The organism is Streptomyces griseoruber (assembly GCF_001514205.1).
Classification (GTDB): Bacteria; Actinomycetota; Actinomycetes; order Streptomycetales; family Streptomycetaceae; genus Streptomyces; species Streptomyces griseoruber.
In genome coordinates this window covers 2391-16883 of record NZ_KQ948778.1, presented here as the reverse complement: position 1 = coordinate 16883, position 14493 = coordinate 2391, and the positions used below count along the sequence as shown (strand labels likewise).

Below are 14493 nucleotides of genomic sequence, written 5' to 3'. Positions count from 1 at the left end.
GGGGTCATGATCGCGCTGGCGGTCTTCCTGATCGTCACGCTGCTGCGCCGGGGGAGCCGCGCCACCGAGAACGCGGACGGGCTCCTCATCGAGCAGGATCGCCGGCTGCGGGCACACCACGACCGCGTCTCCTACAACGCGCTGTCGATGGACGGCACCTCACCGACCCAGAGCGACAGTCACCGCCGTCCCTAGGTGCCGCCGGCCTCAGAAGCTGATCGAGTTGATGGTGTCGGCCAGCGAGTTGAGGAAACGGTTGATCGACGGCGCCATGCCGCTGGAGGCGAGGAAGAAGCCGAAGAGGATGGCGACTATGGCGGGGCCCGCCTTGATGCTGCCTCCTCTGATCAGCACCACCAGGATGATCGCCAACAGCAGCACCACTGACAGTGAAATCGCCACGACTGATCACACACCCTCGGTTGGTCCGCACTCCCGAGACCATCGTGCCACCAACACGGGCTTCCCATGCCGCCGGTGACGCATCATCGCGGCGGCCGTTCGGGCCCGGTCGCGCCGCGCGGCAATTCGAGGCGTACCCGTCACGGGAATTGAAAGAGATCGTTTCCGTCTCCACACAACCTGTGCGCGGGTAATTCGAATTGGGGCCGACGGTACGTCAACAACAGCCACACAACGGGTGTTATGCACCTTTTAGTGTGGATGAATCCTGACATCCCGGACAGATCGGAGGTGACACCACGGACGGGCGGGCGCAATTACGAGAATGACCTGGGGTGTTTTACGAATACGCACAAGCAGCGCTAGGGTGCCTCAAATGTTCCACGCCGTCTCGTCTCTCGTTCCAAGCCCGCGCCCGCCGAAGAACCTGAACGACCAGCACCATCCGTCACGTGACGCGTTCTTCGACAACGCGAAGTACCTGGCGATCGTGCTGGTGGCCGTGGCCCACTCCTGGGAGCCGCTCAAGGGCGACAGCCGGGTCCTCCAGGCGGCGTACCTGGTCGTGTACGCCTTCCACATGCCGGCGTTCATCATTGTCTCCGGGTACTTCTCCCGGAGTTTCGACGCGAGCCCGGGCCGGGTGAAGCGGCTGGTCACCGGGGTCGTCGTACCGTATGTCGTCTTCGAGACCGGCTACTCGCTCCTCAAGCGCTACGGCGACCACAGCCCCGGCCAGGAGCTGAGCCTCCTCGACCCCTACTACCTGACCTGGTTCCTGATCGCGCTGTTCATCTGGCGGCTGACCACCCCGCTGTGGAAGGCCCTGCGGTATCCGCTGCCGGTCGCGCTCGGCATCGCCGTGCTGGCGTCCGTCAGCCCGGACATCGGGGACGACCTCGATCTCCAGCGGGTGCTGCAGTTCCTGCCGTTCTTCGTGCTGGGGCTGTGTCTGCGGGCCGAGCACTTCCGGCTGGTGCGGCGGCGTTCGGTGCGCGTCGCCGCCGTGCCGGTGTTCGTCCTCGCGCTGGCCTTCTCCTGGTGGGCGGTGCCCCGGATGAACAGCGCGTGGTTCTACCACCGGGACTCCGCGCAGGAGCTGGGCGCTCCCGCGTGGGTCGGGCCCGTCATGCAACTCGCGCTGTTCGGGTGCTCCTTGCTGCTGACCGCCTGTTTCCTGTCCTGGGTGCCGGGGCGGACCCTGTGGTTCACCTCGCTGGGGGCGGGGACCCTGTACGGGTATCTGCTGCACGGGTTCCTCCTCAAGGGTGCGGAGTACCGGGGGTGGTTCGACCACCGCTCGCTGCACGGCCCGCTCGGGGAGATCGCCGTGAGTCTCACCGTTGCCGTGACGGTCACGTTGTTGTGCACCTCGCCGGTGCGGCGGGTGTTCCGGGGGGTGATCGAGCCTCGGATGGAGTGGGCGTTCCGGAAGGATCCCGTCCGGGTCGCCCGGGAGCGGGAGCAGGCGTCCGCCCGGCCCTGAGGTGTCCTCAGCCCTTCAGGTGGGTCATCAGCCTCTCGAAGTCCTTCCAGCCCGACAGGTCCGACGGGTTGCCGGGGAAGGGGTAGTAGAGGGCCGGGCGGGTTTTCGGGCCCAGTTCTCGGGGTTTTTCGCGCAGCGGGGTGCGCCGTGCCCGGTCGCCGGGCATCGTGCGGACCTCCTCGGCGCCGAGCACGAAGGCGTACGGGACTCCCGGGCCCTCGAAGCGGGGCGGGACCGCGAGGTCGCGGCGGGCCCTGCGGACCTGGACGAGCATCGACTGGAGGTCGTGGCGGGTGGCCAGGGTCTGTGCCGCGTTCATGATCGAGGCGTCCGTGGGGACGGTCTCGCCGGGACCGTAGCCGAAGGCGAGGGTGACGTCCTCCTCGACGCCTCCCTTGGTGCGGGAGACGCGGACCGTCGCCAGGGCCGGGCGCTCGGGGGCACCGACCACCACCAGCCAGGTCGGCGCCGGTGAGCGCTCGAACGCCACGTCCGTCACCTGGCGCAGCGACCAGGGCAGGTTGGCGGGTTCCTCGGTGCCCCAGCCGGCCGGCGGCTCGCCGGTGATCTCGCGCCAGACCGCTTCCAGGGCGCCGCCGAGGACCAGCCGGTCGTCGGCCGGGTGGACGCAGCGGAAGGAGATCGCGAGCTGGCGCTCGCCGGAGTCGGCGATCTCCCGGGTGAAGGACTCGGCGACCGGGGTGCGGGGGTCCTCGGGGGTGGCCTCGGGGGACTCGACGGTCACGAACAGGCCGTTCGCCCACTGCAGGACCGCGCCGGACAGGCCGTCGTAGTAGCCGCACTGCTCGTCCTGCACCACCCAGCGCGAGGGCCAGCCGGGCAGGGCGCCCCGGACCGTCGGGGAGAGGCGGGTGCCTGCCGGGGTGACGATCTGGAGGCCCAGTTCGGCGTCGGCGGCGGCCCGGAAGGTGTCGGCCAGCCAGGCGGTCATCGCCACCACCGGGCGGTCCTGGATGACCACGGCGACCTTGTCGGTGAGCACGTCGACGGCGGGCTGCGCGGCGGCCGGCACGGGGACGGCGGTCATGCCCTCGGTGTTCACCACGGCGAGCGAGGCCGCGGCCTCGCGGGGCCAGGCCGTGCCGCCGACCAGGGTGGCGACTCGGGCCGCGAAGGTGCCGGCCAGTGCCTCCGCCTCGCGCACCCCGGTGGTGGCGCGGGCCTCGGTCCACCAGTACGGGACCTCCGGCTCGTCGGCGCCGAGGAGCCGCTGGGCCTCTCCCCTGACCTGGACGAGCAGCGGGGCCTCCACCGAGAGCAGGGGGCGGCCCTGCTCGTCGTGCAGCCGGACCAGCGCGCCGTCCTCCTCCGCGCCGACCAGGGTGTCGGGGCCGCCCGAGAGCAGGCCGGCGATCACGCTGAGCGGGTCGGGCATCCTCTGCGTGAGCGCGACGACGTCCTTCGTCATGGGTGCTCCCCCTCGTCCCCCGTCATGGGTCCCTCTACCTCGTCCCCGCGTGGACGGTCTGGATCAGTCGGTTCGGCTCGCCCCTGCGGACCAGCACACCGCGGCCGGGCGGCTGCTGGGAGGCGTAGACCCCGGTGAAGAGCTGGCCCTCGCTGCGGTCGCCGGACATCACCAGGGCCGCCGCGCCGGACTCGCGCAGGCCCATCAGCAGCGGCTCGTACAGCCCCCGGGAAGCGCCCGCGACCCGCCGGGTGAGGACGAAGTGCAGGCCGATGTCCTGGGCCGAGGGGATGTACGGGACGAAGGGGGCGAGGGGCTGCTGGCCCGCGGTGGTGAGGACGTCGTAGTCGTCGACCAGGATCACGATCCGCGGGCCCGAGAAGCTGCCGGGCTCCAGGTCCGAGGCGTCCGTGCTCTCGTCGGGCAGCCGCTTGTCGAGTTCGGTGGCGATGCCCGCGGCGAGACCGGCGGCGAGCTTGGCGTTGTAGGCGTAGCCGCCCCGGTATTCCTCCGGGATCGCGCCGCGCAGACCGCGCCTCGGGTCCATGATGCCGAAGACCAGTTCGTCGTCGCCGTAGCGCTCGATCAGGCCCTGGGCGATCACCTTGAGCAGGTTGGTCTTGCCGCACTCGCTGTCGCCCATGATCAGCAGGTGCTGGTCGTGGTGGAACAGGTCGAGCAGGACCGGCGCCAGATGGGTCTGGTCCAGGCCGACGGCGACCCGGCGGGGTTCGGCGGACGGGCCGGGCAGCAGGTGCGGTTCGAGGAGGTGCGGGAGGACCCGTACGGGCTGGGCGACCTCGCCGGTCCAGGTCGCGCGGATCGTCCGGGCGGCGCGCTCCAGGACCGCGCCGAGGTCGGCGGTGTCGGCCAGGCCGTCCGTGCGGGGCAGCGCGACCTGGGCGAACAGCTTGCCGTCGGTCAGCACCCGGCCCTTCTCCTCGGGCGAGAGGGTCTGGGCGAGCTTGCGTTCGATGCTGGACTCGCTCGGGTCGTTCAGCCGCAGCTCGACCCGGGTGCCGAACTGGGACTGGGTCGCGATCCGCACGTCGTTCCAGCGGAGCATGCCCGCGACGACGTGGATGCCGTAGCCGCCGCCGCGCTTGAGGATGTCGACGACCGCGTCGTCCAGTTCCTCGAAGTCGTCGCGCAGCGCGCCGAAGCCGTCGATGAGCAGCACGATCTCGGTGGAGGCCAGCTCGGGCAGGCGGCCCGCCGCGCGCAGGGTGCGCAGCTGCTCCAGCGAGTCGATGGTGTGGACGCGGAAGAGTTCCTCGCGCTGGTCGAGCATGCCGCGCACGGAGTCGATGGTGCGGGCGGCGCGCTCGCGGTCGGCACGCCCCGCGACCCCGCCGACGTGCGGGAGTCCGGCGAGCGCCTGGAGGCCGCCGCCGACCAGGTCGAGGCCGTAGACGCCGACCTCCTGCGGGGTGTGGGTGAGCGCCAGCGAGAGGGCCAGGGTGCGCAGCAGGGTGGTCTTGCCGGACTGCGGGCCGCCGATGACCGCCGCGTGGCCGCCGGCCATGGTGAGGTCCAGGTACCACTGGCCCTGCCACTGCCTGGTGGGGTCGTCGAGGACGCCCAGCGGGACCTGGAGCGGGCCGCGGCGCCGGGCGAGCTGGGTGCCGCGCGGGCCGACCTGGAGGGGGCCGGCCACCTGGTCGAGGGCGATCGCCTCGGGCAGCGGGGGCAGCCAGATCTGGCGTACGGGGCGGACGCCGGCGCCCTCGATCTGCTGGACCATGACGCCCATCTCGGTGGGCCCGGTCTCCCGGCGCCGCATCTGCGGCTCCTGCGGGGCGGCGCCCTCCTCCTGGCCGAGGGTGTTGTAGGCCTCGTACTCCAGGGCGAGCGGTCCGGTGTCCTCCTGCTCGCGACGCACCGGGCCGCTGTAGGCGCCGGAGACATAGCCGGCCTTGAAGCGCTCGTAGTGGCTGGTGTCGACCTTGAGGTAGCCGAAGCCGGGCAGCGGCGGCAGGTGGAAGGCGTCCGTGGTGTCCAGGACCGTGCGGGACTCGTCGGCGGAGAAGGTCCGCAGGCCGAGCCGGTACGACAGATAGGTGTCGAGGCCCTTGAGCTTGCCGCCCTCGATGCGCTGGCTGGACAGCAGCAGGTGCACGCCGATGGAGCGGCCGATGCGGCCGATGGACAGGAACAGGTCGATGAAGTCGGGCTTGGCGGTGAGGAGTTCACCGAACTCGTCGATGACCACGAAGAGGTGCGGCAGCGGGTCGAGGTCGGGGCGCTTCTCGGCGCGCAGGGCGGCGTAGTGGCCGATGTCGGCGACGTTCCCGGCGTCCTTGAGGACCTGCTGGCGGCGCTTGACCTCGCCGGCCAGGGAGGCGTGGACGCGTTCGACGAGGCCTGCCTGGTTCTCCAGGTTGGTGATGACGCCGGCCACGTGCGGGAGGCCGGCGAAGGGGGCGAAGGTCGCGCCGCCCTTGTAGTCGACGAGGACCATGGCGAGGTCCTCCGGCGGGTGCGTGGCGACCAGGGCGAGGACCAGGGTGCGCAGCAGTTCGGACTTGCCGGAGCCGGTGGCGCCGACGCACAGGCCGTGCGGGCCCATGCCCAGCTCGGAGGACTCCTTCAGGTCGAGCAGGACGGGTTCGTGGGAGTCGCTGACGCCGATGGGCACGCGCAGGAAGGCGCGTTCGCCGCGCGGCGCCCACAGCCGGGTCAGGTCGAGGTCGGCCACGTCCTCGATGCCGAGGAGTTCGGCGAAGTCGACCGGTCCGGAGAGCGGGGCGTCGGCGGCCATCGAGTCGGCGGACAGCCGCAGCGGGGCGAGCATCCGGGCGAAGCCCTCGGCGAAGGGCACGCCGATCTCGTCGACCGTGCCGTGGGCGCCGATCGGCTCCTCCTCGCGCAGGTCCTCGATGGCGATCCGCTCGCCGTCGACGGTGATCCGCACACCGACGCTGCCCGGCTCCTGCACCCGTTCGTCGAGCAGGTGCAGGATGGTGATGCCCATCTCCCGCAGGCCGACGGCGTCGTCGGGGCGGGGCAGGTCGACGGCGTCGTCGCCGTGCGCGTCGGCGACCACCAGCAGCCGGGAGGTCATTCCGAGGGCGTCCTTGCCGGACAGCCCGCGGCGCACCTCGGCCGCGAAGGAGGCGCGGCGGCGCAGCTCGGGGCCGATCCGCCGGGCGAGTTGCGGCACGGAGGGCGCGATCCGGCGGGCGGCGACGGGGCCGTCGTACTGCTCGGAGTCGAGGAGGTGGGGCAGCCACTTCGCCCATTCCCAGTCGGCGATCCGGTCACCGGGCGCGGCGAGCGCGAACGCCACGTCGTCGGGGGCGTGGGTGGCGGCGGTCTGGACGAGCAGCGCGCGGGCGATGCGGAGGGTGTCCTCGCGGGCGCCGATCACGCTGATGTTGCCGACGCGGTCCAGCGGCACGGTGAGCGGCAGGTCGGTGCCGGTGCGGAAGCGGGACATCAGCGCGGACGCCTCGTTCAGCATGAAGCGGTCCGGCGGGGTCAGCACGGACGAGCCCTGCTGACCGACCTTCAGATCCCGGACCGGCATCTCGCCGGTGCCGACCCGCACCCGCAGGAAGTCGCCGTCGACGCGGCGGCGCTCCCACAGTCGCGCCGGGTCGCGGACGATGTCGTACAGCGCGTCCGGCGGCGGGTTGAGCACCTGGGCGGTCTCGGCGCGCTCCCGCTCCTCCCTGGAGAGTTCCTCGCGCAGGTCCTCCAGATAGGCGAGGTAGGCCTCGCGCTGGGTGCGGCGGGTCCGCTGGGCCTTGCCGCGCTGGGAGAAGACCAGGGTGAGGGAGCCGACGAGGGTGACGACGAGGATGATCGCGCCGAGCCCGGCGAACTGGCTGTTGCGCACGACCGTCATCATCACGACGGAGGACATCACCCCGGCGACGGGCAGCAGCGAGGTGGCGATGGAACCCGCCTTGCCCTCGGGCAGGTTGGGCGGGGCCTCTATGGTGCGCGGCTCGGAGGCGGCCGGCGGGCGGGTGGTGCGCGCCGGGCGGTGGATCAGTCGGGTACTCATCGTCTGTCCTTCGGGGTTCCCTTCGCGAGGGTCAACGGCGCTTCTGGGACAGTTCGAAGACCTCGGCGGCCAGCCGGGTGGCGGCCTGCCGGGTCGGGCGGGCGAGCAGATCGGTGCGGATGGCGCCGCCGGCCGCGAGATGCCGGTCGTACGGCAGGACGCGCACGCTCGCGCCGGTCGCCTTGAGCTGCTCGGCGGCCTTGTCCAGGTCGAGGCCGGGGTGCGGGGCCGTCTCGGTGAGGACGACGACGGTCGTGGTGGTGATGTCCCGGGGCAGTCCGCGCATCCACTCCAGCACCGAGCGGGTGCTGGCGACGCCCTCCAGGGTGGCGGGCGCGGTGAGCACCCGGGCCTGCGCGGCGGACAGCGCGGTACGGGCCACCTCGGCGGGCAGCGTCTCGCAGTCGACGACGGTCACCCCGAAGTAGCGGCGCAGCGACACCATGACCCGTTCGTAGCCGCGGGTGTCGAGCATGGCGCCGACCTGCCCCTGGCTGCCGGGCAGCAGCCAGGCGTTCTGCGGGAGCTGGACGAGGTAGCCGGTGATGTCGAGCAGCGACATCTGCGGCTCCACGAGGGCGGCGAGATCGCCGGTGGTCCAGCGCAGGCTCTCCGCGCCGAGCCGCAGCGGCAGCGAGCCGAGCGCCGGGTCCGCCTCGACCAGCAGGACCGGGTCCTGGCGGTAGTGGGCGTAGGTCGCCCCCAGCAGGGCGGCGACGGTGGTCTTGCCGGAGCCGCCGCGGATGGAGGTCACGGCGATCTGCCGGCCGGTGGTGACCGTCCGCTGGAGCGTCTCGGCGGTCGCGGTGGTCTCGGCGACCTCGCGTGCGGCGGAGGAGGAGACGGTACGGCGTACGGCGCGCAGGGCGCGGGCGGCGAAGGGCTCGCCGTGCCGCGGCTTGAGTCCGGTGGCGGCGAGCCGCTTGTCGACGACGGGGCGGGTGTCGGGGGCGGCGCGGCGGGGGCTCTGCTGCGGGGCGGCCTGCGGGTGCTGTTCGGCGTGCGGCTGCGGGTGCTGTTCCGCGTGCGGCTGCGGGTGCTGTTCCGCGTACGGCTGCGGGTGTGGGGGCTGGGGCTGGGGCTGCTGCGGGGGATAGCCGTAGGCGGGCTGCTGCTGGTGCGGGTAGCCGTAGCCCGGGGTCTCGGCCTGCGGGCCGGGCGCCTGGGCGTTCTCCGCCGGAGGCTGCTGTGCGGGTACACCGGGCCGCGGACCCTGTGGTCCGCCGCCCCTCAGGTCGCGCAGCACGTCGTTCTGCCAGTTCTCACCGCTCGGCATGTCGCCCTTCTCCCAGACCTCAGAACTTGTCGAGCAGTTGCCCGTAGATGCCGAACACGCCGACGGCCAGCGGGAACAGCCCGATCACCCCGAGGGACTCGACGAGATCGGCCAGCCGCCGCAGCCGGATCCGGACGTGTTCGGGCGGTTCGATCGCGAGGACCAGCAGCGGCAGCAGCGCGGCGGCCCCCAGCAGGGCCAGCGCACCGGCGCCGCCGGCGTGGTCCAGCCACAGCACGGCGAGCCGTACGACGAGGACGCCCGCCGCCCCGAACAGCGCCACGACCTCCACGACCAGCGGGAAGGCGCGGGCCCGGGACAGCAGCACCACCGCGGTGAGCGAGGCCAGGGTCACCGTCCACGCGCTCGGCCGGCCGGCGGTGGTCAGCAGCCAGCCGCCACCGGCGGCCGAGGCGGCGGTGACCACGGTGGCCAGCGCGAGCCCGCGGTGCGTGGCGGCGAGCGCGTTGGAGACCTGGTGCCGGCTCACCGACACCCCGGTGGACCGCTTGTCGTCCAGGCCGGTGAGTCCGGAGGCCATCAGCGCGAGCCGCGGCAGCAGCCCGAGGAGCACCACCGAGAACACCGTCATCACGGCACCGAGCCGGTCCGGACGGTCCTGTACGGCGGCGGCGGCCTCCCACACGGCGGCCATGGCGACGGCCGCCCCGGCCCCGATGAGCCCGCCCCGGCCGAGGGGCGAGAAGTAGGCGAGCAGCACCAGGCTGAGCACGGCCGCGGCGACGACACCGGCGAGACGGGCCTCGCCGGACCAGTCGTAGGCGTCGGCCGCGGTCCACGCGGTGAGCAGACCGAGTCCGCCGGATGCGGCCAGCAGCGCGGTGGCGAGTCCGAGGTTGCCCTCGCCGATCTTCGCGACGACCGCGCCGGCCAGCAGGAACGCCACGGTGACGACGGCGAGCGCGGTGGCGACGGACTCCGGCGCGAACTCCCCGCGGGCCAGGACGGCGGCGGCCACGGCGAAGACGACGGTGGCGACCCCGGCGCTGATCCGGCGGGCGGCCGGGCGCCAGCGCCAGGCGTGCAGATCGAGGTCGTCGGCGACGAGGTCGGTCACGTCGTGCACGACGGGCGCGGGCGGCGCGGCGTGCGCGCGCACCAGCTGGAGCACGGCGCCGTCGGCGACCTGGGCCGAGGACAGCGTGGCGTCGTTCGGCAGCACCGAGCCGTCGGAGGTGACCAGTTGGCGGGTGGTCGGCCGGGAGGCGACCCGGTCGTCGAGCAACCGCAGTATGTCGGGGAGCAGTTGACCGATGGGCGTGTCCGACGGAAGTACCAGGTCGGCGCGCCGCCGTTCACCGATCAGGGTGATACGGCTGAGCTGGGTCCGAGACGTCGTCGCAGTGCTCACCACTCACCGGAACCTATCATCGCGCCATTTCGGCCACAGAGCCGATTTGCCCTGAATGCCTTGTGCCCGTCACCCATGCTCATCCTCTTCACCGCTTCTCCCCACCCGCGTCGGCGGACGGGCTGCTGCTCGCGGGGTCGTACAGCTGCTCCTGCTGCTGTTGCTGCTTCTCCTGCTCGGCCTTCTGCTTGGCCAGGGTGGCCTGGAGGAAGGACCAGCCGACGCAGCCGGCGCAGAGCACGGCGGCGATCGCTATGCCCGCGAACACCTTGCCGAGCCGTTCGTCCAGCGTGCGCCGGCCGCGCTGGGCGCCGAACAGCAGCGCGTCGCGCATCCGGCGCCGCCGCACCGCCACCGACTCGAGCAGTTGGCTGTCGTAGTCCCGTGCCATTCGTCGTCGTCCTGTGTAGGTACTGGCTCTTGGTGTGCCGTCAGTCGTGCGGGGTGAGGCCGAGGTGCTGCCTCATGGCGCTGTACTTCCGCTCCAGCCGGGTGCGGGTCGCCTCGTCGAGTACGGCGAGGCGGTCCGGGTCGGCGTTGTGCGCGAGGTCGGCCGCCTTGACGAGCCGGGCGCCGGGCGTGGCCAGGATCCGCCGCGCGTACGCCTCGGGCGGCTCGCCCTCCCGCTTGGTCACGGCGAGGACGACGTCCTTGGTACGCGGATCGAGATCGGCCGCCGCCAGCCACTCGGCGCTCAGCGCCTCGTCCTCGACGGCGTCGTGCAGCCAGCCCGCGGCGATCAGTTCGTCACCGCCGCCGCGGGTGCGTACGCCCTCGGCGACGGCCCGCAGATGCTCGGTGTACGGCCGGCCGGCCTTGTCCGTCTGCCCGGCGTGCGCGGCACACGCGACGGCCTCGACCTCGGCGAGGCTCATCGTCACGGCGCGCGCCTCGGGTCGTGCCCGTGGTACAGCATGCAAATTCCCCCTTACTTTGCCCGTGCAACATAAGGCACGGGAGGCGGGGGCGTACACCCGGGGTGCGGGTTGTTTCCCCCGGCGGTCTCCGTCAGGAGCCCTGCGCCAGGCCCGTCACGATCATGAACAGCACCCAGAGCACCGGGACGAACGCGACATACGCCAACGGCCGCCGGTGCACGGGGACACCGGGGTCGACCTGCGGCCCGTGCTGCCCCGGCGCCGGCGGCTGGAGCTTCTTCACCTTGCGCGCGACGACGAGGTTGTGGAGGACCGTGAACGGCGTGAACAGGAACAGCGAGAACGGACTCCACCACCCCTGCCACAGCGTCCGCGTGGTCAACTCCCGGTACACCGCGAGCCCGCAGGTCGCACACATCATCCCGCTCTGCTTCCCGAAGGTCATCAGGACCAGGATCCCTCGATGAGCCCGGAAGGTGACGTGCACGGCCGGAGCGCCCGCGCAGAACATGCAGGTGGGGGCGGGGGGTTGGGGGTGCCCCTGGTACGCGGCGTACCAGGGATGGCCCTGCTGCGCCGGATACCCGTACGGCCCGGCCTGCTGCGGCACACCGGCCGTCTGCGGGTAACCGCCCGGCTGCGCATAGGGGTTGGGGACGGCCTGCGGGACGGGGGTGGCGTAGGGGTTGCCGGAGGGCGGGGTGGTCATGGGGTGGGGGTTCTCCGTGGATCGGGTGGGGTGGGAAGGGTTCGTCGTACGTGCCAGGCGCGGAGCGAGGCTCCGATGGCGTCCAGGAGGCCGTCCTTCGCCGCGTCGACGATCATGCCCTCGCTGATGCGCTCGCCGACCAGCACCGTGGTGGCGGCACGGACGGCGTGCGCCGGAGCGATCCGGCCGTCCGGTGCGGGCGTGGGCAGAGGGGCCTCCGTCCAGCGGTACTCGGGCGTGACGGCACCGACGGCGCGCAGCGCCGCGCAGACCCGCATCAGCGGCTCGCTGTAGCGCGGATACGCCACGTGGATGGTCCCGTTCGGCTGCTTGCCTCCGCCGACCCACTCGACGTGCCGGTCCTCGTCGGTGAGCGCGTCGAAGGCGTCGGCCAGCTCACGCCAGGTGTCGCTGTCGGCACCGCTGAGCTGGGCCGGCAGCCGGTGGTCGTCGGCCTCGGTGACGGTGCGGGCGAGTTCCTCGACCACCTCCTTCGAGGAGGCGCCGACGACCGCCCCGGCGCCCTTCGCCCGGGCGAGCCCGGCCACCACGACGACCGGCGCGGCCTCCCGCTGCCCGGCCCGGAAGACCTCGTGCGCCCACTTCCCCTCCAGCTCCCGCACCCGGGAACTGCGCGCGGCACGGCGCGCCCAGCCGACTTCGGAGGCGGTGTGATCCCCCCAGACGTACCCGACGATCTCTCCGTCGTCGGCGGTGACGGGGAAGTACCAGACGGGATGGCGGGGGTCGGGGAGGGGGGCTGGGAGCGGTTGTTCGCTACTCACCCGCGGCCAGGGTCTCGACCACGCCGGCGTTGGGTGCGTCGGTCAGGGAATCCGGCAGAGCGCGCCCCTTGTTGCCCTCCGGGTTGGCCAACAGCTCCGCGAGGGCCTGGGACGGCAGGAGCCCTCGCTCCTTGGCCTCCTCCAGTCTGGCGTGCCAGATGCCACCCTCGGAGTACGCCCGGGGCCCGGCGGCCTGTCGCGGCTCCCAGGTGGCGGCATCGTCCTCGTCGCCGGCCCATACGTACCCGAGGACCACACCGGTCTCCTTGTCGACCACGGAGAAGTACTGCACCGGCTTGTCGGTCCCGGTGGCGTAGCGCGGCGGTCCCGGCGACACGAGGTTGAACATCATGTCGTCGTCGAAGCGCGGGTTGATCGGTCGTTCACTGCTCATGGTGTCCACGTTCCTTTTGCTCGGGTCGATCTGCAACGCAGGCTACGGCCTCGGCAGAACCTCCCCGTAGACGTGCCACTTGCCGTCGGCCTCGTCCATGAACACCCGCGTCACCTTGAACTGCGTGCCGCGGGCGAGGAGCAGTTCCCGCTCGCCCTTGACCAGGGTGATGGACTCCAGCCAGAGAGCGGGGGTTCCCTTCGGCACCCGCAGATGCATCCGCACCGGTTTGGCGTCGAAGGGCGGTGGCGGCGTCTTGCCGAGCGCTGTGGAAGTGAACGCCTTGTCGTCGAAGACACCACCCTGCATGTCCAGCGGCGACTTCAGGTTGAGGTGGTCGATTCCGGTGCCGCGCACCACCATGATGTCCTCGGGCACCGGACGGGCGTGCATGACCTCGTCCATGTTGTCGATGGTGTCCAGGATGTGCTGGGGCGCGTCCGTGCCGTACCGGAGATGGTTGTTGATCGGGTCGTAAGCCGAACCCGTGTAGGTGACCAGCCCGCTCTTCCTCTCCGCGGGGAGGCCGTCCATGAAGTCTTTCCAGTTCGCGTGGCCGTAGTCCAGCCCCGCCTTGTTGCTGACGCTGGGCCCGGGGTTCGTGCCGTGCGCGAGTTCGGCCTCGGCCACGGCGTGCTTCTGGGCATCGCTCAGACCACCGAACTCTGCCTTCGACATGGTCGGCTTGTACTCGAACGGCTCGCCCGCCCCGGGGTGCCCCGGCAGGTCCGTGCCCGGGTGGCCCGAGGTGACGGGTACGTCGGTGCCGTGGTGGGCGCCGACGTCCGCGGCCCCGTCCCCGACGTCCACGTGATCCCAGGCGCCCGCGTGGTCCCCGGTGTGCGCCGCGCCGTCGCCGTGGCCGGCGCCGTGCGAGGCGTCGTGCGAGGCGTCGTGCGAGGCGTCGTGCGAGGCGTCGTCGCCGTGGCCGGCGCCGTGTGAGCCGTCGTGCGGGTGGGCGGCAGGGGTGTCGTGGCCGCCGGTGTGCGGGGTCGTGTCGTGCGGGGTCGTGGTCGGTACGTCGTGTGTCGCGGCGTTCGCCGGGGTGTCGTGGTACCAGGCCGACGGGGTGGTACCGGAGTGCGCACCCGCCGAGACCGCGTCGCCCGTGCTGTGCGGGATGCCGCCGTGGATGCCGTCCGACGTGGCGTGCAGGCCGCCGGTGTACGTCCCGCCGCTCCCCGTGGAGTGCGGGATGCCGCCGTGGATACCGTCGCTCGTCGCGTGCACGCCGCCGGTGTACGACCCGGTGCCCGCCGTGGAGTGCGGGGTACCCCCGTAGATGCCGTCGCTGGTCGCGTGCGCCCCGGCGTGCGCCCCGCCGTCGGCCGTATGGGCCGCGTACGACGGTGTGGCGTCCGGGGTCTGGATCGTCCAGTGGGACGGGAGCCCGGAGGGGGTCTGGTACGACGCCGGCACGGACTCGTGCGGGACGGGTGTGGTGTCGATGGTGCCGTCGGGCGAGAGGAGGTTGCCGTTCGGCTCCAGCAGACGGCCGTCGGGCAGCTGGACCGAGCCGTCCGGCAGCGTGGGCATGTCGATCTTGCCGAGGCCCTTGAGGCCCTTGGCGATGTCGCCGATCTTCGACAGCCCGGCGCCCGCACCCTTGGCGATGTACGTCATCGGGTCGATCACACGGCCCGCCTTGCCGGCGACCGACAGGACCTTCGCCACCGCGCCCGCCTTGCCCGCACCGGCCGCCGCGCCGCCCGCACCGCCCGTGAAGACAGTCGTCAGGACGTTGAAGGTG

Annotated in this window: 13 protein-coding genes; 2 read left to right on the top strand and 11 right to left on the bottom strand. The window is 72.2% G+C overall.

Annotated elements, in window-relative coordinates:
* Positions 1-6 precede the first annotated feature (6 nt).
* Complete coding sequence (locus AQJ64_RS33085) at positions 7-195, top strand: hypothetical protein (protein WP_206189746.1); 189 nt, start codon at positions 7-9, stop codon at positions 193-195.
* Between the two features lie 12 nt (positions 196-207).
* On the opposite strand, the gene AQJ64_RS33080 is transcribed toward AQJ64_RS33085, so the two are convergent.
* Entirely contained in the window at positions 208-402 is a 195-nt protein-coding gene (locus AQJ64_RS33080; RefSeq protein WP_055635087.1) for a hypothetical protein, read from the bottom strand.
* 376 nt (positions 403-778) lie between these two features.
* On the opposite strand from AQJ64_RS33080, the gene AQJ64_RS33075 reads away from it, so the two are divergent.
* Positions 779-1888: an acyltransferase family protein gene (locus tag AQJ64_RS33075; RefSeq protein ID WP_055635088.1), complete on the top strand. Its 1110-nt coding sequence runs from the start codon at positions 779-781 to the stop codon at positions 1886-1888.
* A 7-nt stretch (positions 1889-1895) separates the two neighbouring features.
* Here AQJ64_RS33075 and AQJ64_RS33070 read toward each other — a convergent pair whose 3' ends face one another.
* The 10 genes from AQJ64_RS33070 to AQJ64_RS33025 all read right to left on the bottom strand — a co-directional run.
* Positions 1896-3317 carry a DUF6177 family protein gene (locus AQJ64_RS33070; protein ID WP_059203244.1) on the bottom strand — a complete coding sequence of 474 codons (1422 nt, stop codon included), beginning with the start codon at positions 3315-3317 and terminating at the stop codon, positions 1896-1898.
* 34 nt (positions 3318-3351) lie between these two features.
* Complete coding sequence (gene eccCa, locus AQJ64_RS33065) at positions 3352-7329, bottom strand: type VII secretion protein EccCa (protein ID WP_055636853.1); 3978 nt, start codon at positions 7327-7329, stop codon at positions 3352-3354.
* A gap of 31 nt (positions 7330-7360) precedes the next feature.
* Positions 7361-8605, bottom strand: coding sequence for a nucleotide-binding protein (locus AQJ64_RS33060; protein WP_059203243.1), 1245 nt, complete (start codon positions 8603-8605; stop codon positions 7361-7363).
* A gap of 19 nt (positions 8606-8624) precedes the next feature.
* The gene (eccD, locus tag AQJ64_RS33055; RefSeq protein WP_055638887.1) at positions 8625-9980 is read right to left on the bottom strand and encodes a type VII secretion integral membrane protein EccD; all 1356 of its coding nucleotides are present in this window, start codon (positions 9978-9980) and stop codon (positions 8625-8627) included.
* Between the two features lie 85 nt (positions 9981-10065).
* A complete protein-coding gene (locus tag AQJ64_RS33050; protein WP_055638886.1) occupies positions 10066-10368 on the bottom strand; it encodes a hypothetical protein in 303 nt (100 codons plus the stop codon).
* A gap of 40 nt (positions 10369-10408) precedes the next feature.
* A complete protein-coding gene (locus AQJ64_RS33045; RefSeq protein ID WP_055638888.1) occupies positions 10409-10852 on the bottom strand; it encodes an HD domain-containing protein in 444 nt (147 codons plus the stop codon).
* A 133-nt stretch (positions 10853-10985) separates the two neighbouring features.
* Positions 10986-11564: a hypothetical protein gene (locus AQJ64_RS33040; RefSeq protein ID WP_059203242.1), complete on the bottom strand. Its 579-nt coding sequence runs from the start codon at positions 11562-11564 to the stop codon at positions 10986-10988.
* Positions 11561-12349, bottom strand: a complete 789-nt coding sequence (locus AQJ64_RS33035; RefSeq protein WP_059203241.1) for a DUF6508 domain-containing protein — start codon at positions 12347-12349, stop codon at positions 11561-11563. Before AQJ64_RS33035 ends, AQJ64_RS33040 begins: the two co-directional genes overlap by 4 nt.
* Positions 12342-12743: a hypothetical protein gene (locus AQJ64_RS33030; RefSeq protein ID WP_059203240.1), complete on the bottom strand. Its 402-nt coding sequence runs from the start codon at positions 12741-12743 to the stop codon at positions 12342-12344. Before AQJ64_RS33030 ends, AQJ64_RS33035 begins: the two co-directional genes overlap by 8 nt.
* 42 nt (positions 12744-12785) lie before the next feature.
* Positions 12786-14493, bottom strand: a 1708-nt coding sequence (locus AQJ64_RS33025) for an ADP-ribosyltransferase (protein ID WP_280529291.1), incomplete at its 5' end; no start/stop codon positions are given.

What these genes read in the sequence shown, in the direction of transcription:
- AQJ64_RS33085 (WP_206189746.1), top strand. Translation starts at nt 7, where the DNA reads ATGATCGCGCTGGCGGTCTTCCTGATCGTCACGCTGCTGCGCCGGGGG.
- AQJ64_RS33075 (WP_055635088.1), top strand. Translation starts at nt 779, where the DNA reads ATGTTCCACGCCGTCTCGTCTCTCGTTCCAAGCCCGCGCCCGCCGAAG.
- AQJ64_RS33070 (WP_059203244.1), bottom strand. Translation starts at nt 3,317, where the DNA reads ATGACGAAGGACGTCGTCGCGCTCACGCAGAGGATGCCCGACCCGCTC.
- eccCa (WP_055636853.1), bottom strand. Translation starts at nt 7,329, where the DNA reads ATGAGTACCCGACTGATCCACCGCCCGGCGCGCACCACCCGCCCGCCG.
- AQJ64_RS33060 (WP_059203243.1), bottom strand. Translation starts at nt 8,605, where the DNA reads ATGCCGAGCGGTGAGAACTGGCAGAACGACGTGCTGCGCGACCTGAGG.
- AQJ64_RS33050 (WP_055638886.1), bottom strand. Translation starts at nt 10,368, where the DNA reads ATGGCACGGGACTACGACAGCCAACTGCTCGAGTCGGTGGCGGTGCGG.
- AQJ64_RS33045 (WP_055638888.1), bottom strand. Translation starts at nt 10,852, where the DNA reads ATGAGCCTCGCCGAGGTCGAGGCCGTCGCGTGTGCCGCGCACGCCGGG.
- AQJ64_RS33040 (WP_059203242.1), bottom strand. Translation starts at nt 11,564, where the DNA reads ATGACCACCCCGCCCTCCGGCAACCCCTACGCCACCCCCGTCCCGCAG.
- AQJ64_RS33030 (WP_059203240.1), bottom strand. Translation starts at nt 12,743, where the DNA reads ATGAGCAGTGAACGACCGATCAACCCGCGCTTCGACGACGACATGATG.